Raw genomic sequence first — 22,622 nt, forward strand, 5'->3', positions numbered from 1 at the left:
CTCTGTCGACGCGGGGGCGGGGTCGCCGGGCGGGACGGTGGAGCGGTCGGGGTCACGTCAGGGAGAGTCCGCCGTCCACCGGTACCACCGCCCCGTTGGCGTAGGCGGCCTCCGGCAGGGTGAGCTGCACGATCCACCAGGCCATCTCCTCGGGGTGGCCGACCCGGCCGCTCGGCGTCCGGGCGGCGATCCCCTTCAGGAAGTCCGTGTACGCGGGGTCGCCACCGTCCGGCCCCGGACCGGCGCTGATGTCGGTCACCCCGGGGGCGACTCCGACCACCCGGACGCCGCGCGGGGCCAGCTCGACGGCCCAGGTGCGGGTGAGGAAGTCGAGCCCGGCCTTGGCGGCCCCGTACAGGCCGTTGTCGGGCCAGGAGCGCAGGCCCAGGGCGCCGGACGAGCCGATGTTCACCACCGTGCCGGACCGTTCCGCCAGGGGTTCCAGTGCGGCCCGGGTGAGCAGGACCGGGGCCAGAAGGTTGGTGTGGAGCTGCCGTTCGGCCTCGTCCCGGTCCAGCGCGGCCAGCGGGCGGTATCCCATCGCGGCCGCGTTGTTCACCAGGACGTCGACCCGGCCGAGGACGCTCAGGGCCGTCTCGACGATCCGGTTGGGGGCGTCCGGCTCGGTGACGTCGGCGACGAGGCCCTGGATGTCGGGGTGTCCCTCGGCGGTCGCGTCGAGCGTGGCTCCGGTGCGTCCGACGACGAGCACCCGGTCCCCGCGCGCGGCGAACGCGCGGGCCGTGGCCCGGCCGATGCCGGTGCCGCCGCCGGTGATGACGATCCCGCGTGCGGCTCCGGCCCCGGGCCGGACCTCACTGTCGGTTCCTTCGGTTCGCGTGGTCATGCCCCGCAGGATCGGCAGCGGACCTCGTATGCGCCTCGACCTTCGCGCACCGGGATCCGCTGCTGGGGTTCGCCCCTTAGGCGCCGGTCGCCAGGGCCTCCAGCGTGGCGGCGAGCGCTGCCGGCGTCGGCGTCTCCGCGACCTCCTCGCGGAGACGCCCGGCCGCAGCCCGATGGGCGTCGTCCTCGACCAGCCGCTCCACACCGGCCCGGATCGCCGCCTCGTCCGCGAGGTGCCCGGGGACGTGGAGCGCGGCCCCGGTGGCGGCCACCCGCTCCCCGGTCACCTGCTGCTCCGACGCGAACGTCGCGATGAACTGCGGCACCCCTGCCCACAGGGACGTCAGGGTGCTGCCGCTGCCCCCGTGGTGGACGACGGCGGCGGAGCCCGGCAGCAGGGCGGCCAGTGGCAGGTTCTCCACGACACGGACGGAGGACGGCACTGGGCCGAGCGCGGCCACGTCCCGGGCGGTCGCGGTGAGCACGACCTCGCAGTCCAGTCCGTCGAGGGCCGCGACGATCCGGGGGAGCAGATAGGAGTCGGGCCCGGAGACGGTGGACAGGGCGGTGGACCAGGTGACGCACACCCTGGGGCCCTCCGGCGGTCGCGCGGTCCACGCCGGGGCGGGCCCGGCCCCGTTGTACGGGACGTAGCGGACCGGCAGCCGCTCGGCCCCGACCGGCACTTTCAGGGACGGCGGGTTGGGGTCCACGACCCGCTCGATCATGGCCAGGTTGAACATCCCCAGGCCGTACCGGGCGAACGATCCGCTGTGATCGGTGGGGACGATCCGCATGTGCTCGGGGTCGTGCGGGCTCGCAGGACCCCAGAGACAGAGCGCCGACGGAGCGTCCAGGACCTTGGCCGCCAGCAGTCCTTCCAGGCTTCCCGGGTCGTGCAGGACCAGCTCCGGCCACCACTCCCTGGCGTACGACACGGCCGCGTCGAAGCTCCGGGCCGCCGACGCGTCCAGCTCCGGCGCGACCTCCCGCTCGAAGTGCCCGGTGTCGAACGCGTCGAGCCGGTCGAGCCGTTCGCCCGTCAGCGGGTGCGGAGGGAGCCACGGGTACGGCCAGACCCCGTCCACCGCTTCCGCGTGGTACTGCAGCCGCAGCCGGAGGACCTCCTCCATCCCCCCGAGGACCGGTACGGGCACCAGACCGGCCCGGCCCACCGCAGCGGCCTGCGAGGGGGCGCACAGCACCCGGACCTCGTGACCGGCCGCTTGGAGCGCCCATCCCAGCGGCACCATCGCCGCGTACTGGGTGGGCCACGTCGACACGGTGAACAGAACGCGCATGCTCGATCCCCTTCGTTCTCCCCGGCGGTTCACTTGGCGCCGAGGGCGGTCCACACGTCCGCGTCCATCCACGAGGGCAACGTGTCCTCCCCGTTCGTCCCCTTCTCCACGAAGACGATGTTGTGGTAAGCGTGCACCGCCGTGACGGTGCTCTGCGTCGGGGTGGGACGGGTGACGGCGGGCTCGCGGTGCTCCCGGTGGTGCAGGTCGTCAATCAGCGTTTTGACGAGCCCGAGCGAGGTGTCAGGACCCGCGACCCCGCCCGTACTGCCGCCGAAGTCGGTGAAGTAGGCGGTCTGGAGGTCCTCGATCACATAGAGACCGCCGGGACGCACGTACGGGAAGAGGGCGCGGAACGAGGTGCGCACGTGCTCGTTCACATGGCTGCCGTCGTCGATGACGATGTCGAACGGGCCGTGTTCCCTGGCCAGTTCGGTCAGGTACTCGGGATCGTTCTGGTCGCCGACCAGCGCCGTGAGCCGGGGCTCGGTCAGCGCCGTCTTGTCGTAGATGTCCAGGCCGAGGACGGTGCCCCGGGGGAAAAAGCGCTTCCACATCTTCAGCGAGCCGCCACCGAGGTCATCGTCGAACCCACCGATGCCGATCTCCAGGACCCGTACCGACCGGTCCCGGTACGGGGCGAAGTGGCGCTCGTAGTGGGCCGTGTACCAGTGGAAACTGGCCCACTTGTCAGAGCCGTACCGGATCGAGAGTTCGCCCAGGTCGGGGCAGCGGCCCGTGCAGCCGGCCATCAGGGTGGCGGTGGCCTGGGCCGCCGCGCGCAGCACCGTGTTCATCTCCCTCAGCAGCTCCCGCACCCGCTCCGGGTCCTCGGGCGTCGGCACGAAGGAGTTGTGGAAGTCCCCGGTCCGCGGGGAGTCCGCCGGCCCGAAGAGCCGGCGGACGAGCCCCGGCGCCGTGAAGGTCACCCGGGAGCGCACCCGCGCGGAGTCGTCCCCGACCACGCGGATCGGTTCGTCGCGCACCATGCGCAGGACGACGGCGTGCCGCTCCCCGCCGTGGGTGACGTCCAGGGCCACGTCGACGCGCGCGGTGTTGACCGGCTCCGGGCAGCGGAACAGCACCTCCTCGACGAGGACGCGTGCCACGTCGGTCAGACCGGCGTCCTTCAGCACGGCGTCGATCTCGTCGTCGGAGCCTGCTCCGGCCCGCACCAGTCGTCGGATCAGGGCGTTCTGTGCGACATCCACCATGAGGGCGTTTCCCATCGGTCCGCGAAGAGGGTCCCGACCACCGTCGGCGGACCGCCTGGAAACCCGCTCAACCGCCGCTGAACACCGCTGCGGCGCGGCCCGTCAGAAGTCCGCCCGGTGGTCGGCCACCCACTGCGCGAAGGTGCGGGCGGGCCGCCCGGTGACCCGTTCGGCGGTCGGGCCCACCGGCACGTCCACCGGGTCCTGGAGCAGCCAGTCGACCGCCTCGGCGGGCATGCCCTGCCCCAGCCACAGGGTGCGGGCGGCGTCCACGGTCAGCTCCTCGAAGCGAATCTCGCGGCCGAGGACCTCGCTCAGGACGCGTACCTGCTCGGCCTTGGCCAGGGACTCCGGACCGGCGAACGAGTACGCCTTCCCCGCGTGTCCGTCCTCCAGGAGGGCCGTCACCGCCACGTCGGCGACGTCGGCCTCGTGCACGGGGGTGCTGCGGGTCGCGCCGAAGGGGGCGCGGACCACGTCCTCGGCCCTGATCGAGGGGGCCCACCAGGCGAGGAGGTTGGACATGAACTCACCGGGCCTCAGATGGGTCCACTCCAGGCCGGAGGCCTCCACCGCCCGCTCCACCGCCGTGTGGTGGTCGCCGCTGTAGTCCCCGTCGGCGTACTCGGCCGCCACCGACGAGAGCACGACGATCCGCCGCGCCCCCGCCTTCGCCGCCCGCGCGGTGAACTCCTCCGCGGTCCCGGGCAGCGGGAAGAGGTACGCCCGGTCGACGCCCGCGAGGGCCGCGTCGAGGCTCGCCGGATCGCCGAGGTCGCCGCGAACCGTCTCCACCTCTTCCGGCAGCGAGGCCCGCTCGGGCGAGCGGGTCATCGCGCGGACCCGCAAGCCCGCCTCCAGCAGTCCCGCCACCACGTGCCGGCCCACGTTCCCCGTGGCACCCGTCACCAAAACGGTCATGGTCTCTTCTCCTTCGTCAGTCGTCTCGTGTTTGGTTCTCGTGTCCGGCAGGCCCGGTCCCGGACCCGCCGACATTTCCGGGCCGTTCTCTCGAACGGTTCGAAGCGTGGTGAACGCCGCCGGTCCACCGCCCGTCGAGCGCCCGTTGCCACCCTCGGGCCGCGTACGCACATCCGATGTCACGATCCGGGAGGGACCATGACCGGAACCGAAGGACAGGTCGCCGTCATAACCGGGGCGACCAGCGGGATCGGCCTCGCCGTGGCCCGCTCGCTGGGCAGGGACGGCCTGCGGATCTTCCTCTGCGCGCGGGACCCCGACGCCGTTGCCGCGACCGTTAAACTCCTGCGCGAGGAGGGCGTGGACGCCGACGGGCAGACCTGCGACGTCCGCTCCACCGAGCAGGTGGACGCCTTCGTGCGCGCCGCCGTCGACCGGTACGGCCCGGTCGACGTCCTCGTCAACAACGCGGGACGCAACGGGGGCGGTACCACCGCCGTGCTGACGGACGAGCTCTGGCTCGACGTCGTCGACACCAACCTCCACAGCGTGTTCCGGGTGGCCCGGGCCGCGCTGACCACCGGCGGCATGCTGGAGAACGGCCGGGGACGGATCGTCAACATCGCCTCCACGGGCGGGAAGCAGGGCGTCGTGCTCGGCGCCCCCTACTCGGCCTCCAAGCACGGCGTCGTCGGCTTCACCAAGGCCCTGGGCCTGGAACTGGCCAAGACCGGCATCACGGTCAACGCCGTCTGCCCCGGGTACGTCGAGACGCCCATGGCGGAGCGGGTCCGCGCGGGGTACGCGGCGGCGTGGGACACCACGACCGACGCGGTCCTCGAACGGTTCCAGGCGAAGATCCCGCTCGGCCGCTACACCACCCCCGAGGAGGTGGCGGGCCTGGTCGGCTACCTGATCACCGACACGGCCGCGCCCATCACCGCCCAAGCCCTCAACGTCTGCGGCGGCCTCGGCAACTACTGACCCCGGGAGGGCTCCCGCGCGTCCCGTCCGAACGCCCGCCGACGCGGGCCCGGTCACGCCGGATCGACGTCCGATCCGGTCACGTCCGGGTCCGGGTCGGCGGGCCTTCCCTTGAGTTCGTGGAACCCGGGGGTCCCGGCCACCAGCAGCGTCCCGTCCCACAGCCGCCCCGCCTCCTCCCCCTTCGGTATGCGGGAGACGACCGGCCCGAAGAAGGCCAGCGGGGGACGGTGCGGCTCCGCCGGATCCCCGACCGCCACCACCGGCGTCCCGGGCCGCGGGCCCAGGAGCCGTACGGCCTCCACGTGCGAGGCCCGCAGCTCCTCGTCGTAGGCGGTGGACGTGCCGGCCGCCGCCAGCTCCGTCGGCAGGCCCGCGTGGGTCAGCGCCAGGGCCGGATCGTTGATCCACTTCCTGGCGTTCCCGCCGCCCCCGCCGGGGGAGTCGAGATCGGCCCACAGCGAGGCGTGGAAGCGGCCCAAGGCCTCCTGCCCGTGGTGGTGCCGGACGGCGGTGCCGATCCGCACGGGCACCATCAGGTACCCCTCGGGGTCGTCCTCGGGATCGTCGTCCCGGTCCTCGTTGAGGAGGGTCAGGCTCATCAGGTGCCAGCGCGGCTCCAGCGGACGGACTGTGGCGGCCTCCCGCAGCCAGCGGGCGGTCAGCCACGTGTAGGGGCAGGCGGGGTCGAACCAGACGTCCACGGTGCGGGGTTCGGGACGCGGGGCGGCCCGGAGAGCTTCGGCGGTCATGGTGCGGTGCTCCTTCGCGTATGGAGTCGGACGTCGGCCGGTGGCGGTGGCGGCGGGCGGGTGCGGCGGCCGGCGCGTCACGCGGAGGCGTTGCGCATGCCCCGGATGCCTGCGAAGACCCCCAGTACCGCGATGGCCGTCGCCGCGAGGACCCCGTACAGCACGCTCATCTCGGCGAACCGGCCGTCGAACAGGGCCCGTTCGGCCTCGACCACATAGGTCGCGGGGTTGATCCGGCTCAGGAGGTACAGCCAGGTGGGGGCCGAGGACTGGGTGATGGGCAGCAGGACGCCGGAGAGCAGCAGCAGGGGGAAGAAGATCATCTGCTGCACCCCGTAGAACAGGGTCTGCTGCTTGCGGGAGTGGAGCGCCAGGGTGAAGGAGAGCGCGCCGATCCCGATCCCGAAGACGGTCAGCAGCGCCAGGCCCGCCAGGGCGCCGAGCGGCCGGAGCCGGAAGTCGGTCGGCAGCAGCAGGGCGAGGATCAACAGGGCCTGTGCCAGCAGGATCACGACCTCCTTGAGCGCCCGCCCGACGAGCATCGCGGCCCGGTTGAGCGGGGTCACGAGCATGCGCTCGAAGGCCCCTGAGGACATCTCGTTGAGTAGGGAGGCCCCGGCCCCGGCGGTGGCGGAGAGCGCCAGCAGGACGAGCATGCCCGGCACGAACCACTGCCAGGGGGAGCCCGTGCCCGTGTCCCCGTCCGCGGGGCTCATGCCCGAGAGCAGGGGAGCGAAGAGGGCGAGGAAGAGGAAGGGCTGCAGCATGGTGAAGAGCAGGCCGGCCGGCTGGCGCAGCTCGGGCCCCAGCTCGCGGGCGAACGCGGTGCGGGTGTCGTTGAGCACCTTCATGTTCAGGCTCCGTCGTGCGTGGTGGTCGGGGCGGTGGCGTCGGCGCTCTCCCGCAGGGTGCGGCCGGTCAGGCTGAGGAAGACGTCGTCGAGGGTGGGGCGGGTGAGCCGGGCGGTGAGCGCCCGCACCCCGACCGCCTCCAGGTTCCGCAGCAGGACCGGGAGTTGGGTGTCGCCGTGCGGGGTGCGCACCCGCACCTTGGTGCCGTCGGCGGTGACCTCGTGGACGGTGGGCAGGGCGCGGGCGAGCTCGACGGCCCGCTCGGCGTCGGCGCGGTCGGCGCTCCCCAGCGTGATGCGGTCGCCCGCCAGGTCGGCCTTGAGCTTCTCGGGGGAGTCGTCGGCGATCACCCGGCCGTGGTCGACCACCATCACCCGGCGGGCCCAGAGGTCGGCCTCCTCCAGGTAGTGGGTGGTGAAGACGATCGTGGTGCCCAACTCCTTGTGCAGCCGCAGCACGTGCTCCCAGATGTTGGCCCGGCTGTGTGGATCGAGTCCGGTGGTGGGCTCGTCCAGGAATAGGAGTTCCGGCTCGTGGACCAGGGCCATGGCGATGTCCAGGCGGCGGCGCTGGCCGCCCGAGAGGGTGCCCACCGTCCGCTTGGTGAGTCCCTCCAGTTCGAGCGCGGTCAGCAGGCGCTCCGCCCGGGCGCGGGACTCCGCGCGGCTCAGGCCGTACGCGCGTCCCTGGGTGATCAGCTCGTCGCTGACCCGGAAGTTGCTGCCGGCGCTGTTGCCCTGGCCGAGGTAGCCGATGCGGTGGCGGACGCCGGAGGCGTCGGTCAGCACGTCGTGCCCGGCGACGACGGCGGTGCCCGAGGTCGGCGGGAGCAGGGTGGTCAGCATCCGCAGGCTGGTGGTCTTCCCAGCGCCGTTCGGGCCGAGGAAGGCGACCACGGAGCCGGCTTCGATGTCGAGGTCCAGGCCGCGCACGGCCTCGACGGTCTCTCCTTTGGCCCGGAAGCTGCGGGTGAGCCCGCGGGTGTGGATCATGGGTCCTCCCATACGGGGTTCATGGGGACGAGTCAGGGGATTCACGGCCCGCGCCCGGACCGGCCGGCTCGGTTCCGGGGCAGGGTGAGGGAAAGCCAGATGTTCTGGGCTCTTGACTTCTTCGAGCTTAGAAGCGTAAATGACGTCTTTGTCAGTTTCCCTGACGGTCTCGAACGGTCCTTCGCACCGCCTTCGACCGGTTCGTCGAGCCGCCTTGCGAAACCGCCCGTTCCGGCCCGGCCGTCGCCGCCCGTACCAGCGCGACTCCACCGTCCTGCCAGCGAGGGCGCCCAGGCTGGCCGCCGACAAGGCAATCGGCCACGGGCCGGACGGGAAGGTCGGTGTCCCCATTGGCGCGACTCACACGCAGGCGGTTGCTGGAGCTCTCGGCGCTCTCCGGGGGCACCGCACTCCTCGGCGGCTCCGCCGCCGCCTCCACCCCCGGGGTGACAGGCCCTCAGGCCCTGGGACCGGTGGTGCTTGAGCCGGACGACCCCCGGTACGTCGAACTCACCACGCGCGGGTACAACGGTCGCTTCACCGGCTCCCCGGACGTGGTGCACCTGGTCGGCTCGGCCGGGCAGGCGGTCCGGGCGGTGGAGGAAGCGGCCCGAGCCCGCAAGCGCGTCGCGGTCCGCAGCGGCGGGCACTGCTTCGAGAACTTCGTCGACGACCCCGCCGTCCGGGTCCTGATCGACGTCTCCGAGATGACGGCCGTCACGTACGACCGGGACCGACGGGTCTTCGCCGTCGAGGCGGGCGCCACACTCGGACGCGTCTACCGCACGCTCTACCTCGGATGGGGCGTCACCTTGCCCGGCGGCGGCTGCCCGACGGTCGGCGTGGGCGGCCATGTGGCCGGCGGCGGCTACGGCGCGCTCTCGCGCCGGTACGGTCTGGTGGTCGACCACCTCCACGGGGTCGAGGTGGTGGTCACCGACCGGTCCGGCCGGGCCCGCCTCGTGACGGCCACTCGAGACTCCACCGGGGCCGAGCGCGAGCTGTGGTGGGCCCACACCGGCGGCGGAGGAGGCAACTTCGGCGTCGTCACCCGCTACCTGTTCCGGACGCCCGGCGCGACCGGAGGCCCGGGCGACCTTTTGCCCCGGCCGCCCGGCGCCGTGCGCTCGCTCTCCCTCGGCTGGCAGTGGCAGGATCTGGACCGCGCGGCCTTCACCCGCCTCCTGCGCGCCCACGGCGACTGGCACCACCGGCACGTCGGCTCCGACTCGTCCTACGGGGAGCTGTCGAGCGGACTCACCCTCGGCCACCGGGCGAACGGGCAGATCACGGTGGACGCCGCGCTCGACGCCTCCCGCCCCCGCGCCGCCGAACTCCTGGACGTCCTCGCCGCCGAACTGACCGGGGCGGCCGGGGCCCCGCCCACCTCGTCCACGGCCACCACGCCCTGGCTGAAGTCGGTCCTCGGAGGCGTGCAGTGGCCCGGCGGAGCCCGGTTCAAGTCCAAGTCCACACTGCTGCGCAAGCCCTGGGACGACCGGCAGATCGGCGTCCTCCACGACCATCTGAACCGTGGCGGACCGGAGTTCGCCACCGCCGCCGTCTACCTCACCTTCCTCGGCGGACGGGTCAACGATGTCCCCGCCGAGGCCACCGCCATGCCCCACCGTGACTGCCTCTTCAGCGCCGTGCACGAGGCCCTCTGGGGCGAGGAGGAGCAGACGGAGCGCCAACTCGCCTGGGTCCGCGGCCTCTACCGGGAACTCCACGTCGACACCGGCGGCGTCCCGGTGCCGAACGAGGCCAACAGCGGCGCGTACGTCAACTATCCGGACACCGACCTCGCCGACCCCCGGCTGAACACCTCGGGCGTGCCCTGGAGGACCCTCTACCACCGCGGCCAGGACGAGCGGCTGCGCCGGGTCAAGGAACGATGGGACCCCCTGGACCTGTTCCGCCACGCCCTGTCCGTCCGCCCGCCCGGCTGACGGCCGCCGGCGCGGCCCGACGCTGCCGAGCGGCCCGCGGCCGTCGAGAGGCTCGCGGACCTCCGGCACGCCGCCGGCCGTCCGGTGCCGAGCAGCCGTCGAGTCCCTGACCAGAGCGGGCGCGGAAGCTGAGCGGACCCATGAGAGCTGACCCAGAGCCGAGCTGGACGGAGGACCATGTCACACCCCCGAACCACCCACCACACCGAGCACACGATCACGGTGGCCGCCCCGGCGCGCCGCGTCTTCGACCTGATCGTCGACGTCGGCCGTTGGCCGGAGACCTTCCCGCCCACCGTGCACGTCGAACACGTCGAACGGAGTGGCACGGAGGAGCGCATCCGGATCTGGGCCACCGCCAACGGCGAGGTCAAGACCTGGACCTCGCGCCGCGAACTGGACCACGACCGCCTCCGCGTCTCCTTCCGGCAGGAGGTCTCCCAGCCCCCGGTGGCCGCCATGGGCGGGGAGTGGATCGTCGAGGCGATCGACGACACCCGCACCCGGGTGCGCCTCCTCCACGACTTCCGGGCCGTCGGCGACGACCCCGAGCACGTGGAATGGCTCGAGCGGGCGATCGACCGCAACAGCGGAGCCGAACTTGACGCCTTGCGCACGGCGTCCGAACGGGCCGGGGACGCCGACGGCCTCACCTTCACCTTCGAGGACACGGTCGAGATCCCCGGCGGCCTCAAGGACGCCTATGCCTTCGTCAACGAGGCGCGCCTCTGGCCCGAGCGGCTGCCCCACGTCGCCGCCACCGTCTTGGAGGAGGACGTCCCCGGCGTCCAGACGCTGGAGATGGAGACCCGGGCGCCGGACGGATCCACGCACACCACCCGCTCCGTGCGGGTCTGCTTCCCGGACGAGCGGATCGTCTACAAGCAGCTGCGCACCCCCGCGCTGATGACGGCGCACATCGGGCGGTGGCTCTTCGAGGAGGACGCGGACGGGGCGCGGATCACCTCTGTCCACACCGTGGTCCTCAACGAGGAGGCCGTCCCAGCGGTCCTTGGCCCCGACGCCACCGTCGCCGACGCCCGCGCCTTCGTACGGAACGCCCTCAGCCGCAACAGCACCACCACCATGGAGCACGCGGCCGCCCACGCCTGGGGGGACCGCTCCTAGGTCGCCCGCGGGGCACACAGGAAGGGGAGGGCCGGAGATCCCGGCCCTCCCCTTCCGTCGGTTCCGGTCCGGCTCAGTCCTTGGGGCCGCCCAGAGCCGCCTCCGAGAGCCAGTCCACCGCGTCGGGATAGGTGAAGGGGTGCATGAACGCGCCCGCCCTGACGTCCCGGTAGAGACGCGACAGCGGATGCGACCCCGAGTAGGAGGCGCCGCCGATCACCGTCACGCAGTCCGCCACGATCTCCGGCGCCAGCCGGTTGACAGTCAGCTTGGCCCGCTGGAAGTCGAACATCATGCGCCGGCCGCGCTCCAGCGGATCGCCGTCGAACTCGTACGCCAGATGGTCCGCCACCGTCAGCGTGCCCGCCGCCGTCGTCCTGAGCGCGTGCAACCGGGCCTCGATCTCCGCCAGCAGCGTGCGCGCCCCCGCCGCGGGCGCGCCGCCGCGCCGGGTCAGCTCGGCCACCACGTGGTCCCGCGCGGCCTGGGCCACCCCCACGTAGATCCCCAGCATGGTGATCGAACTGACGGTCTGCCCGGCCAGGGCCGCGTCATCACGCTCCCCGAGCGGCCCGCGCAGGAACACGTCCTCCAGACGGACCGGGCAGTTCTCCAGGAGGATGTCCACGCTGCCGGAGGCCCGCATGCCGAGGCCGTCCCAGTTGTCCAGGACGGTCAGACCCGGGGTCCGCCGGGGCAGTACGGCGGCCGCCGACCGCGTCACCCCCGCCACCTCCACGCGTGCCGAGACCACGAAGTCCGTGGCGATCGGTGCCATGCTCGCCAGCGTCTTGCGGCCCGACAGCACCCAGCCGCCGTCCGGCGCCGGCCGCAGCTGGGTGACCACCCGGCCCCCGCCCGCGTCCTTCACCGTGGTGCACACCACCGCCTCGCCCGAGCCCATCCCCCGCAGCAGCCGCTCGGCCAGCTCCCGCGCCCGCTCGTCGCCGTGCCGCCACTCGTGGGTGAGCGTCAGACCCCGGCTGAGCTGCATGTGCAGGGCGAGCGCGGTCGAGGCGTCCGCCTCGGCCACGGTCGTCAGGGCCAGACAGACGTCGTGCAGCGAGGAGACACCGAGCCCGCCGAGTTCCTCCGGCACAGTGGCCCCGAACACCCCGCGCGCGCGGAGCCCCTCGAACACCTCGACCGGGAAGGCGCCCTCCCGGTCCGCCTGGCGGGCCCCCTCCCGCATCCGGGGAAGGTGCTCGGTCAGCAGCGTGAGCAGCGCGCGGCCCGAGGCGGTCCTCGGGTCGCGCAGATCCGCCGTGACCGCGCGGTCCCTGTCGTGCGTCGCCATCGCGTTCCCCGCTTCCTTCACTCGACTCCGGTCGCTCGGTGCGATCGGGACGGCTCCGATGATGTCGACCGTGGTTCGACGACCGTTGGAAAGCCACTGTCCCCCGGGTCCACCACCAGTCATGCGTCCGTCTCGCGGAGATAACGGTCCAGGGCGAACCGGTGATATCCCGGCCCGAACACCGAACCGGCCGGCTCCGGTACCAGGGCCCGCAGCTTCTCCACCGACGGACAGTGCGAGAAGGCGCTCTCGCCCTCGCCCATCACCTCCTCCACGGCATCGAGACCGAGCCGCTGCTTGAGGTGGGCGACGACGTCGAGGACGTCCACGCAGTCCCCGGAGGCCACGTTCACCGTCTCGTCGCGCACCCCGGAGGCCAGCAGGCGGTCGACGAGCCCGACGAAGTCCGCGACGTGCAGCAGATCGCGCCGGGCCCCCGGATGCACCCGCACCCGCCCCGCGCGCACCTGCGACACCAGGGCGGGCACCAGCCGGAAACCGGGCCCGTTCGGCCCCAGCACGTAGGCGAGGCGCAGCACGAGATGGGCCGCGCCGGACTCCCGGATCGTGGACTCCAGGGCGAACTTGTGGCGGCCGTAGCGGGTGGCCGGGACGATCGGGTCGTCCTCGCGGCCACGGCAGCCGGGACCGCCGTACATGCTGGCCGTGGAGAAGAAGACCAGCAGTTCGCCCCGGCTCCGGCAGCGCGCGATCGTCTCCCGGACGAGCGCCGCCTCCCGCTCGTGCTCGGAATCCGGCAGGTGCTGGCGCGGAACGCCTGCCGCCAGCACCGTCACCCCGGGGTGCGCCTCGTGCAACGGCCGCAGATGCCGGGCGATGAAACCCTTGCCGATGATGTCCATGACCGCGTCACCCTAGGGGGCCGGTGCCACGCTGCCCTCGTGCCCGGCTCGACGCCCGGAGACAGGGAAAGTCGAGAGGGGGTCGAGGCGGCCTGCCTAGCGTTCCGGCCCATGGTGGCGAGCATGACCGACAGCGCGCTGGGACGCGTCCTGCTGACCCTGCGCGGCGTCCAGTGGATTTTGGGCACGAAGGGCGACCCGTACGCGCTGCTGCTGCGTGCGGCCGGAGACGACCGGGCCGAACTGGGCCGGCGCGTCCGCGAGCGGGGCCCTCTGTACTGGAGCAGCGCCGAGGCCTGGGTGACGGCCGACCACGCGGTGGTCGCCGCCGCGCTGGCCGACCGACGCCTCACGCCCCGGGCCCCCGACACAAGCGCCCCGCTCGGGGGACCGGACGGGGAACCCGCTCCGTGGGACGTGCCGGCCCTGCGGGAGGCACTGCCGCTGGCCGGGCTTCCGTCCGCCCTCGACCGGGAGGAGTACGAGCGACTGCGCGGATGGGCCGCGCCCGTGCTCGGCGAACAGGCCCTGCGCCGCCGGCACGCGGCGGCCGTCCGGGCCTACCGGAACCGGGCGGCGTCGGTGGGGGAGCGGTTCGACCTGATGGACGACCTGATCCGGCCCGCCACGGTGGACGCCGGGCGCGTCCTGCTCGGCGTACCGGCCCACCGGGCCGCCCGGTTCACGGAGCTCAGCGGACAACTCGCCGGCGCCCTGGACGCCACGCTCTGCCCCCCGCGCCTGGACACGGCCCGCCGGTACCGCGCCGCACTCCCGGAACTCCTGGCCCTCCTTGCGGAGACGCTGGAGACGCCCGGCGCGTCGGGCGCGGACGGCGCACCGGGCACGCCCAACCCACCGGGTACGCTCGTCACGGCGAGTACATCCGGCTCACCGGGCACGCCCGTCACGTCGAGTACGTCCGGGGCAGCGGGTACGTCCGGCGCGTCGGGCTCTCCCCGCACGGCGTCCCGTACGTCCCGCCCCCACGGCGCCCGCCGTGACGTGGGAGCAGGCCGCCGCGCCCGCTCCGGCCTCCCCCGCCGTCTCTCCGCCACCCCCACCCCCGACGGCACGCCCGCGCCCGAGGACGTCCTCACGGTGTGCGCCCTGCTGGCCCTGGTCGGCGTCGACGTCGCCACCACCCTGACCGGAAACGCCGTCGCCCTCCTCCTGGACCATCCCGACCAGTGGCGGGCCCTGCGCGAGGACCCCGGCCTCGCCCCGGCCGCCGTCGCCGAGACCCTGCGCCACACGCCCCCCGTCCGCCTGCACCGGCTGTACGCCCGCGAGGAGCTTGAACTCGCGGGGACCCGGGTGGCGGAGGGCGAGGAGGTCGTCCTGCTCACCGAGGCGGCCCGGCGCGACCCCCGGCATCACCGCGACCCAGACCGGTTCGACGTCCACCGGCCCGCCCACGAACGGCACCCGCTCCCCGAGGAGGGCAACGCCGACGGCCTCGTCGGTCCGGCGGCGCGCCTGGCCGCCGAGGCCGCCCTCCGGGGCATCGCCGCGGAGCTGCCCGGCCTGACCAGGACCGACGAGGTCTTGCGCCGCCTCCGTTCCCCGATCACCGGCGGCATGATCCGCTTCCCCGCCGCTCGCCAAGGAAACGTCCGGCGGTAGTTCCGCCCCGGACCTTATGAACCCGAGGAAGGCCCCATGTGCCGTGTCTGTGGAGGACCCGTCCGTCAGTTCTTTGACTTCGGGCGCCAGCCACTCTCCGACGCGTTCCTGGACCCCGACCGCGTCGACGACGAGTACTTCTACCGGCTCGCCGTGGGCAGATGCGAGTCCTGCGGCATGACCCAGCTCCTAGACGAGGTCGCCCGGGACCGGATGTTCCATGAGGAATACCCCTACCACTCGTCCGGCTCGGTCCACATGCGACGCCATTTCGAGCAGACCGCCGGACGGCTCTCCCGTGAACACCTGCGCGGCCCCGACCCCTTCGTGGTGGAGATCGGCTGCAACGACGGGGTGATGCTGCGGGCCCTGGCCAAGGAGGGCATCCGGCACCTGGGCGTCGAGCCCTGCGGCGGTGTCGCCGAACTCGCCCGTCAGCAGGGGGTCCGGGTCCTCAGCGAGTTCTTCGAGGAGGCGACGGCGGCCGGGATCGTGGCCGCCGACCGCCCGGCCGACCTGGTCTACTCGGCGAACACCATCTGCCACATCCCCTACCTGGACTCCGTCTTCCGGGGGCTCGACACGTTGCTCGCACCGGACGGCGCCTTCGTCTTCGAGGACCCCTATCTCGGCGACATCCTGGAGCGCACTTCCTTCGATCAGATCTACGACGAGCACTTCTACTTCTTCACCGTGCGCTCGGTGAGCACCGCCGCCGCCCGCTTCGGCTTCGAGGTCGTCGACGTCGAACGGCTGCCGGTGCACGGGGGCGAGCTCCGCTACACCCTGAAGCGGGCGGGCCGGGGCACGCCGAGCCCGGCCGTGGCCGAGTTGATCGCCGAGGAGGACCTCAGGGGGATCGGCACCCCCGAGGTCTTCGACACCTTCGCCGCTGGGGTCGAACGCGTCCGCACCGAACTGACTTCACTCCTGAGGGAGTTGCGCGCAGACGGCAAGGCGATCGTCGGTTACGGCGCCACGGCGAAGAGCGCCACCGTGACCAACTTCTGCGGCATCGGCCCCGAGTCGATCGACTGGGTGTGCGACGTGACCCCGGCCAAGCACGGGAAGCTCATGCCCGGTTCGCACATCCCGGTCCGCCCTACCGAAGCCCTGACCCACCCCTACCCGGACTACGCGGTGCTGTTCGCCTGGAACCACGCCGAGGAAATCATGGCGAAGGAGCGGCTGTTCCGGGAGTCCGGGGGGCGCTGGATCGTGTACGTGCCCGAGGTCCGCGTCCTCTGACCGCGGAACGCCGCCGGCCAGGCCGGCACCACCACAAGCAACCGAGGACGGTGTCATGCAGTCGCGACAGCTCGCCGTGGACGGCGCGTTCGAGTTCCGGCCGAAGATCTTCTCCGACGAACGGGGGCTCTTCGTCTCCCCGTTCCAGGATACGCCCGCTCGACAGGCCCTGGGGCACCCGCTGTTCCCCGTGGCCCAGACGAATCACAGTCTCTCCCGGTGCGGAACGATCCGGGGTGCCCACTACACCCTCACGCCCCCGGGCATCGCCAAGTACGTGTACTGCGCGCGGGGCAGGGCCCTGGACATCGTCATCGACGTCCGGGTCGGCTCGCCCACCTACGGCCGGTCGGAGACCGTCCTGCTCGACCAGGAGGACTTCCGAGCCGTCTACTTCCCCGTCGGCGTGGCCCACGCCTTCGTGGCGCTGGAGGACCGGACGGTGATGTCGTACATGCTCTCCGGGGAGTACGTGCCCGAGAACGAGCTGGCGCTCTCCATCTTCGACCCGGTCCTCGAACTGCCCCTGCCGACGGACTTCGAGCCGGTCATGTCGGAGCGGGACCTGGCAGCGCCCACCCTGGAGACGGCGGAGAAGTCCGGCACCCTCCCGGACTACCGCCGGTGCCTGGAGATCGAACGGGCGCTGTGCGGCGGCACGGCCCGATGACCGCCGGCCGGGAGCCCGCCGTTGCCGTGTTCGGCGCGACGGGCTGCGTGGGCCGCGCGGTGACCGCCGCGTTCGTCCGCGCGGGTCGGCCGGTCCTCGAAGTGGCGCGACACCGGCCCCCGTACGCGAACGGCAACCGTTTCCTCGCCCTGGACGCGGCCGCCGCTGACCAGGGCGAACTCGCCGGTCTGCTGGCCGCGGCCCGCGTGGACACCGTGGTCAACGCGACCGGCGGCTGGGTCACCGGCGAGGAGGAGAACGAGCGCGTCCATGTCCACCTCGTGGAGAATCTGCTCGCCGCGCTCGCCCTGGCGCCGGGCAGGACCCGCCTCGTGCAGATCGGATCCGTCCACGAGTACGGTCCGCTGCCCGCCGGTACCGCCGCCGAGGAGACCCGTCCGGCCCGCCCCGTCTCCGCCTACGGGCGCAGCAAACTCGCCGGAGCAGAGGCCGTCCTCCGTGCCACCCGGGCGGGCCTCGTGGACGGCGTGGTGCTCCGCGTCGTCAACCTCTGCGGTCCGGAGGCGGCGGAGGTCGGGTTCCTCGGCGCCGCCGTCCGCCGGCTGCGTACCGCCATCCCCGAACAGCCGGCCGAGCTGACCGTCGCCGACGCCCACCGGGACTTCCTGGACGTACGGGACCTGGCCGCCGCCGTCCTCGCCGCCGCGACCGCCCCTGTCGCCGGGCAGGTGATCAACGTGGGCCGCGGCGAGGCCGTACCGGTGGCGTACCTGCTCGACCTGCTCGTCGCCGCCGCCGGACCGCCCCCGGGTGCCGTCCGGCTCCGGGCCGCGCCCGTCGACTCGCGGGGCGGCGACTGGACCCGGGTCGACATCGGCCGCGCGGCCCGGTCGCTGGGATGGCGCCCGACCGTCGAACTGTCCGAATCGATCAAGGACATGTGGGACGCGTCCCGCGCGGACCACCCTGTGGAGCAGTCATGACCGAATCCCTCACACGCACCGCGAGCCGCCCGCGCGGCGCCGCGACCCCGCTGCGCGTCGCCGCGTCCGCGCGGGCCCGCGAGGGCCGGCGCACCTCGCACTCGGCGTTCCAAGACTGGTACGCCGAGGCCGCCGCCCGTACCTTCACCCGGGTCGAACGGGTCCCGCTCGACGAGCTCACCGGCTGGGAGACCGAGCCCGGCACCGGCAACCTGCGCCACCAAACCGGCGGCTTCTTCACCGTGGAGGGCCTGGAGGTGCGGATGCCCGCCGGGCCGGTCCCGGCCTGGAGCCAGCCCATCATCAACCAGCCCGAGGTCGGAGTCCTGGGCATCCTGGTCAAGGAGTTCGACGGCGTCCTGCACTGCCTGATGCAGGCCAAGGTCGAACCCGGCAACGCCAACGGCGTGCAGATTTCCCCGACCGTCCAGGCGACCCGCAGCAACTACACCGGGGTCCACGGCGGCCGCCCCGTGCCGTACCTGGAGCGGTTCCGCGACCCCGGCTCCCGGGGTTCCCTCGTCGACGTCCGGCAGTCGGAACAGGGCTCCGCCTTCCACCACAAACGGAACCGGAACATGGTCGTCGAGGCCGATGGGGAGGTGGAGGTCCACGAGGGCTTCCACTGGCTGACCCTCGGCCAGCTCCACCGGCTCCTCGCCGAGGACGACGTGGTCAACATGGACGCCCGTACGGTCCTGTCCTGCCTCCCCTTCGCCCACGCGGAACTCGCCCGGGAGCTCGGGGCGCCCGCCGACCCCTTCCGGGAGGCCCTCTTCCGCTCCTGCGACCCCTCGGCCGAGGCCCGGCACGCGCTGGGCGCCGTCCTCAGCTGGATCACCGAGGCCCGCACCCGCACCGAGGTCCAGGCCCGCCGCGTTCCGCTGGCCCGGCTGAACGACTGGCACCGCACCCCGGAGCGGATCTCGCACGCCTCCGGGGCCTTCTTCGACGTCATCGGCGTCCGCGTGGAGGCCGGCGGCCGGGAGGTCGCCCGCTGGTCCCAGCCGATGATCGAACCGCACGGCACCGGCGTCGTCGCGTTCCTCACCCGGTCCATCGACGGGGTGCTCCACGTGCTGATGAACGCCCGGGTCGAGGCGGGCTACATGGACGTGGTGGAGCTGGCCCCCACGGTCCAGTGCACCCCCGCCTCCTACGAGCACCTGCCGAGGAGCGCGCGGCCGCGCTACCTCGACGCGGTGGAGGGCGCGGATCCCGCGCGGGTCCGCTTCCGCTCCGTCCTCTCGGAGGAGGGCGGACGCTTCCACCACGCGCGCAACCGCTACCTGATCGTCGACACCGACCTCGACGTCCCGCCCGACGATCCCAACTACCGGTGGATGACCGTCCACCAGCTCGTCGAGCTGCTGCGGCACAGCCACTACCTCAACATCCAGGCCCGCAGCCTGGTGGCCTGCCTGCAGAGCCTGCTGATGCCGGGGGAGCCGGCGCCGACCGCGGAGAGGAAGATCCGGTTATGACCACGGAGAACCTACGGCCCGTCACCAGCTGCCGGGTGTGCGGCGCGTCGGACTGGCAGGACGTGGTCTCCTTCGGAGACGTGCCGCTGGCCAACGCGTTCCTGGAGCCCGCCGACTCCTACGAGGACGAGCCCGCCTACCCGCTGGGCGTGATCTCCTGCCGCTCCTGCCGGCTGATGAGCGTCACCCACGTCGTCGACCCCGAGGTGATGTACCGGACGTACAGCTACGTCACCTCCGACTCGGAGACCATCACCCGCCACATGGAGTTCGTCGCGACCACCTGCCGGGAGCGCGCCGGGCTCGCCGCCGGGGACCTGGTGGTGGAGCTGGGCAGCAACACCGGCCAGCAGCTGGCCGCCTTCGCCCGCAACGGCGCCCGGGTGCTCGGCGTGGACCCCGCCCGCAACCTGGCGGCCGTCGCCAACGAGCACGGCATACGCACCCTGCCCGAGTACTTCACCGAGACCGCCGCCGGGACCGTGCACCGCTCTCACGGCTCCGCGCGCCTCATCCTCGGCCGCCACGTCTTCGCCCACATCGACGACCTCGCCGGGGTGCTCGCCGGGGTGCGCGCGCTGCTCGCCCCCGACGGGGTCTTCGCCATCGAAGTCCCCTACGCGGTCGACCTACTGGAGAAGTATGCGTTCGACACCATCTACCACGAGCACCTGTCGTACTTCCTCGTGCGCACCCTGGACACCCTCTTCACCCGGCACGGACTGAAGCTCTTCGACGTGGAGCGGCTCCCGGTCCACGGCGGCTCCCTGCTGGTCCTCGTCGGCCGTCCCGAGGCCCGGCGCCCCGTCACCGGCACGGTCGGCGAGCTGATCGCGGCGGAGGAGCGGGCCGAGCTCGGTTCCGACGCCGCCTACCGGGAGTTCGCCCGGGGCGTCCGGGTCGTCCGCGAAGAGCTGCCCGTGCTGGTCCGCTCCCTCCTCGCGGAGGGCAAGCGGGTCGCCGGCTACGGGGCCTCGGCCAAGGGCACCACGATCCTCAACATCTGCGGCCTCGGGGCCGACGAGGTGGCCTACTGCATCGACACCACCTCGCTCAAGCAGGACAAGGTGCTGCCCGGCACGCACATCCCGGTCCGCAGCCCCGGCCACGCACGGAGCGTCCCGCCCGACGTCTACCTGATGCTCGCGTGGAACTACGCCGACGAGATCCTCCGCAAGGAGGCGGAATTCCTGCGTTCCGGAGGCCGGTTCATCCTGCCGTTCCCCAAACCCGCGGTCGTCTCCGCCGACACGGTCCGCTGACGACGCGGACCCGTACCACGCGCGAGGCCCGGTGGGAGGTCACCGCGACGTCCCACCGGGCCTCGCGCCGTTCCCCTCAGGGCCGGTCGTCGCGGGTCACGTACCGCTCGCGCACCCGCCACTCCCCGCCCTCGGCGACCAGGACGTCGTCGCACACGCACATCAGCAGCAGACGGGGCGCCTCGTCCCGTCGGGTCGCCACCACCTGCACGTACGACCGCACCCGCACCGAGCCGTCCGCTCCGGGGTCCTCCACCGCGGCCGTGGTCAGCAGGTGCCGACGCACCTCGCCCTCGGCGGCGAGCTCCGCGTGCGCCGATCGGACCCCCTCCGCCAGGGCGGCACGCCCGCGGACCGGCTCGGGCAGCGACGGCGGCGCGAACAGGCCGTCCTCGGTGAAGGTGGCGGCCCACGCCTCGGCGTCGCCCGAGTCCAGCAGCTGCATCTGCCGGGCGTGGAACCGCTGGATGTCGGCGCACAGCGACGCATACGGCGGGCTGACGGTCTCGCTCACGGATCTCCCTCCTCGCCCGCCGGTCGCGGGCCGCTGCCGCCGATGCTCGCGCGCGCCCTTGGAACCGAACTCGTGCCCCGACGGGGCCCCGGCCTCCAGCCCGGCTCGACCGTTGCTCCGGCCCCGGCCGGGAGGATGCCGACCCTGAACCCGGCTCCGACCCCATGGAGGTGCGCCGTGAGGCTCATCGATCTGTCCTCGGCGGTGGACGCGGCGCTCTGGGAACCCGACCCCGTGGAGCACCACGTCCTCACGCCTCGCGAGGGCGCCCTGCACATGAGCGAGGAGATGCGTACCCACTTCGGCATCTCCTTCGACCCCGAGGAGCTGCCCCACGGCGAGTTCCTGTCCCTGGACCGCGTCACGCTCACCACCCACACCGGCACCCACGTGGACGCGCCCTCTCACTACGGCTCCCGGGCGGGCTACGGCGACGGCGTGCCCCGGCACATCGACCAGATGCCGCTGGACTGGTTCCTGCGCCCCGGCATGGTGCTGGACCTGACCGACGCGCCCACCGGCGTCATCGGCGCGGAGCGGCTGGAGAAGGAGTTCGCCCGCATCGGCCGCACCCCGAGCCCGAAGGACATCGTCCTGCTGCGCACCGGGGCACAGCGCCACCGGGGGACCGAGCGGTACTTCACCGAGTTCGCGGGGCTCGACGGTCCCGCCGTCCATCTCCTCCTCGACCTCGGCGTCCGGGTTATCGGCACGGACGCGTTCAGCCTGGACGCCCCCTTCGGAGACATCATCGCCCGCTACCGGGCCACCGGGGACCGTGACGTGCTGTGGCCCGCGCACATGATCGGCAGGGACCGCGAGTACTGCCAGATCGAACGCCTGGCCAATTTGGAGGCGCTGCCCGGACCGTACGGCTTCCAGGTCTCCTGCTTCCCTGTGAAGATCGCCGGCGCCGGTGCGGGCTGGACCCGCGCGGTCGCCCTCGTCGACGAATGAGCCGTCCTGCACCCAGCCCACCCGCACCCAGCCCACCCGCACCCAGCCCACCCGTGCCCAGCCCACCCGTGCCCGGTCCCGGGCCCCTACCCGAAGGAGGCCGATGTTCGGCCACGACCTGGCGGACGTCTACGAGCTGGTCTATCGCGCCCGCGGCAAGGACTGGGCCGCCGAGGCCGCCGAGACCACCCGCCTGATCAGGAACCAGCTGCCCGCTGCCGACTCACTGCTGGACGTGGCCTGCGGCACCGGCGCCCATCTGGAGGCCTTCGACGGCCTTTTCGCCCACACCGAGGGCCTCGAACTCTCTCCGGCCATGCTGGAGCGCGCCGCCGCCAGGCTCCCCGGAGTGCCGCTGCATCAGGGCGACATGCGCGCCTTCGGCCTCGGGCGCACCTACGACGCCGTGGTGTGCCTGTTCACCGCGATCGGCTATCTGAGGACGGTGACTGACATGCGGACGGCGGTCGCCGCCATGGCCCGCCACCTGCGGCCAGGCGGGGTGCTCGTCGTCGAACCCTGGTGGTTCCCCGAACGGTTCCTCGACGGTTACGTGGCCGGCGACCTGGCGAGCGACGAGCACCGGACGGTCGCCCGGATCTCGCACTCCACCCGCGAGGGCCGGACGACACGGATGGAGGTGCGGTTCGTGATCGGCGAGGCCGGTGGCATCCGGGAGTTCACCGAGGTCGACCTCCTCACCCTTTTCACCCTGGACGAGTACCTGTCCGCCTTCTCCGACGCCGGGTGCCCGGCCGAGTACATCCGGCCGGAGTGGACGGCGCGGGGACTGTTCGTCGCGCGCCGTCCCTGAGACAC

Annotated in this window: 21 protein-coding genes; 11 read left to right on the plus strand and 10 right to left on the minus strand. The window is 72.8% G+C overall.

Annotated elements, in window-relative coordinates:
• Positions 1–52 precede the first annotated feature (52 nt).
• The 4 genes from ACZ45Z_RS13585 to ACZ45Z_RS13600 form a co-directional block, all read right to left on the minus strand.
• Positions 53–847 carry an SDR family NAD(P)-dependent oxidoreductase gene (locus ACZ45Z_RS13585; protein ID WP_468361057.1) on the minus strand — a complete coding sequence of 265 codons (795 nt, stop codon included), beginning with the start codon at positions 845–847 and terminating at the stop codon, positions 53–55.
• Between the two features lie 76 nt (positions 848–923).
• On the minus strand, positions 924–2,147 hold the full coding sequence (locus ACZ45Z_RS13590) for a nucleotide disphospho-sugar-binding domain-containing protein (protein ID WP_468361060.1): 1,224 nt from the start codon (positions 2,145–2,147) through the stop codon (positions 924–926).
• A gap of 29 nt (positions 2,148–2,176) precedes the next feature.
• Positions 2,177–3,361 (minus strand): class I SAM-dependent methyltransferase, encoded by a 1,185-nt coding sequence (locus ACZ45Z_RS13595; protein ID WP_468361063.1) that lies wholly within the window; start codon positions 3,359–3,361, stop codon positions 2,177–2,179.
• Positions 3,362–3,463: 102 nt separating this feature from the next.
• The gene (locus ACZ45Z_RS13600) at positions 3,464–4,282 is read right to left on the minus strand and encodes an NAD(P)H-binding protein (protein ID WP_468361066.1); all 819 of its coding nucleotides are present in this window, start codon (positions 4,280–4,282) and stop codon (positions 3,464–3,466) included.
• 198 nt (positions 4,283–4,480) lie between these two features.
• Between ACZ45Z_RS13600 and ACZ45Z_RS13605 the strand changes: the two genes are divergently transcribed.
• Complete coding sequence (locus tag ACZ45Z_RS13605) at positions 4,481–5,266, plus strand: SDR family NAD(P)-dependent oxidoreductase (RefSeq protein ID WP_468361069.1); 786 nt, start codon at positions 4,481–4,483, stop codon at positions 5,264–5,266.
• Positions 5,267–5,319: 53 nt separating this feature from the next.
• On the opposite strand, the gene ACZ45Z_RS13610 is transcribed toward ACZ45Z_RS13605, so the two are convergent.
• The 3 genes from ACZ45Z_RS13610 to ACZ45Z_RS13620 all read right to left on the minus strand — a co-directional run bounded on the left by ACZ45Z_RS13610 (position 5,320) and on the right by ACZ45Z_RS13620 (position 7,861).
• Positions 5,320–6,018 (minus strand): mycothiol-dependent nitroreductase Rv2466c family protein, encoded by a 699-nt coding sequence (locus ACZ45Z_RS13610; protein ID WP_468361072.1) that lies wholly within the window; start codon positions 6,016–6,018, stop codon positions 5,320–5,322.
• A gap of 77 nt (positions 6,019–6,095) precedes the next feature.
• Entirely contained in the window at positions 6,096–6,869 is a 774-nt protein-coding gene (locus tag ACZ45Z_RS13615) for an ABC transporter permease (protein WP_468361075.1), read from the minus strand.
• Between the two features lie 2 nt (positions 6,870–6,871).
• Positions 6,872–7,861: an ATP-binding cassette domain-containing protein gene (locus ACZ45Z_RS13620; protein WP_468361078.1), complete on the minus strand. Its 990-nt coding sequence runs from the start codon at positions 7,859–7,861 to the stop codon at positions 6,872–6,874.
• 350 nt (positions 7,862–8,211) lie between these two features.
• Between ACZ45Z_RS13620 and ACZ45Z_RS13625 the strand changes: the two genes are divergently transcribed.
• Entirely contained in the window at positions 8,212–9,810 is a 1,599-nt protein-coding gene (locus ACZ45Z_RS13625; protein ID WP_468361081.1) for an FAD-binding oxidoreductase, read from the plus strand.
• A gap of 177 nt (positions 9,811–9,987) precedes the next feature.
• The gene (locus ACZ45Z_RS13630; RefSeq protein WP_468361084.1) at positions 9,988–10,938 is read left to right on the plus strand and encodes an aromatase/cyclase; all 951 of its coding nucleotides are present in this window, start codon (positions 9,988–9,990) and stop codon (positions 10,936–10,938) included.
• Between the two features lie 73 nt (positions 10,939–11,011).
• On the opposite strand, the gene ACZ45Z_RS13635 is transcribed toward ACZ45Z_RS13630, so the two are convergent.
• Positions 11,012–12,235 (minus strand): acyl-CoA dehydrogenase family protein, encoded by a 1,224-nt coding sequence (locus ACZ45Z_RS13635; RefSeq protein ID WP_468361087.1) that lies wholly within the window; start codon positions 12,233–12,235, stop codon positions 11,012–11,014.
• A gap of 119 nt (positions 12,236–12,354) precedes the next feature.
• Entirely contained in the window at positions 12,355–13,098 is a 744-nt protein-coding gene (locus ACZ45Z_RS13640) for an NAD-dependent epimerase/dehydratase family protein (RefSeq protein ID WP_468361090.1), read from the minus strand.
• A 123-nt stretch (positions 13,099–13,221) separates the two neighbouring features.
• Between ACZ45Z_RS13640 and ACZ45Z_RS13645 the strand changes: the two genes are divergently transcribed.
• From ACZ45Z_RS13645 to ACZ45Z_RS13670, 6 genes are read left to right on the plus strand one after another with little or no spacing between them, the layout of a single operon-like run.
• Positions 13,222–14,724 carry a cytochrome P450 family protein gene (locus ACZ45Z_RS13645; protein WP_468361093.1) on the plus strand — a complete coding sequence of 501 codons (1,503 nt, stop codon included), beginning with the start codon at positions 13,222–13,224 and terminating at the stop codon, positions 14,722–14,724.
• A 36-nt stretch (positions 14,725–14,760) separates the two neighbouring features.
• Positions 14,761–15,972: a methyltransferase domain-containing protein gene (locus ACZ45Z_RS13650; protein WP_468361096.1), complete on the plus strand. Its 1,212-nt coding sequence runs from the start codon at positions 14,761–14,763 to the stop codon at positions 15,970–15,972.
• 55 nt (positions 15,973–16,027) lie between these two features.
• Entirely contained in the window at positions 16,028–16,642 is a 615-nt protein-coding gene (locus ACZ45Z_RS13655; RefSeq protein ID WP_468361099.1) for a dTDP-4-dehydrorhamnose 3,5-epimerase family protein, read from the plus strand.
• A gap of 26 nt (positions 16,643–16,668) precedes the next feature.
• The gene (locus ACZ45Z_RS13660) at positions 16,669–17,586 is read left to right on the plus strand and encodes an NAD-dependent epimerase/dehydratase family protein (protein WP_468361102.1); all 918 of its coding nucleotides are present in this window, start codon (positions 16,669–16,671) and stop codon (positions 17,584–17,586) included.
• The gene (locus ACZ45Z_RS13665) at positions 17,583–19,070 is read left to right on the plus strand and encodes an NDP-hexose 2,3-dehydratase family protein (RefSeq protein WP_468361105.1); all 1,488 of its coding nucleotides are present in this window, start codon (positions 17,583–17,585) and stop codon (positions 19,068–19,070) included. Before ACZ45Z_RS13660 ends, ACZ45Z_RS13665 begins: the two co-directional genes overlap by 4 nt.
• On the plus strand, positions 19,067–20,332 hold the full coding sequence (locus tag ACZ45Z_RS13670) for a methyltransferase domain-containing protein (protein WP_468361108.1): 1,266 nt from the start codon (positions 19,067–19,069) through the stop codon (positions 20,330–20,332). The genes ACZ45Z_RS13665 and ACZ45Z_RS13670 overlap by 4 nt, the downstream gene beginning before the upstream one ends.
• A 76-nt stretch (positions 20,333–20,408) precedes the next feature.
• Here ACZ45Z_RS13670 and ACZ45Z_RS13675 read toward each other — a convergent pair whose 3' ends face one another.
• On the minus strand, positions 20,409–20,846 hold the full coding sequence (locus ACZ45Z_RS13675; RefSeq protein WP_468361111.1) for a nuclear transport factor 2 family protein: 438 nt from the start codon (positions 20,844–20,846) through the stop codon (positions 20,409–20,411).
• 177 nt (positions 20,847–21,023) lie between these two features.
• Here ACZ45Z_RS13675 and ACZ45Z_RS13680 point away from each other — a divergent pair, with 177 nt between their 5' ends.
• Entirely contained in the window at positions 21,024–21,803 is a 780-nt protein-coding gene (locus tag ACZ45Z_RS13680) for a cyclase family protein (RefSeq protein ID WP_468361114.1), read from the plus strand.
• A 103-nt stretch (positions 21,804–21,906) separates the two neighbouring features.
• The gene (locus ACZ45Z_RS13685; RefSeq protein WP_468361117.1) at positions 21,907–22,617 is read left to right on the plus strand and encodes a class I SAM-dependent methyltransferase; all 711 of its coding nucleotides are present in this window, start codon (positions 21,907–21,909) and stop codon (positions 22,615–22,617) included.
• Positions 22,618–22,622 lie beyond the last annotated feature (5 nt).

The organism is Streptomyces sp. NPDC031210, from assembly GCF_055570395.1.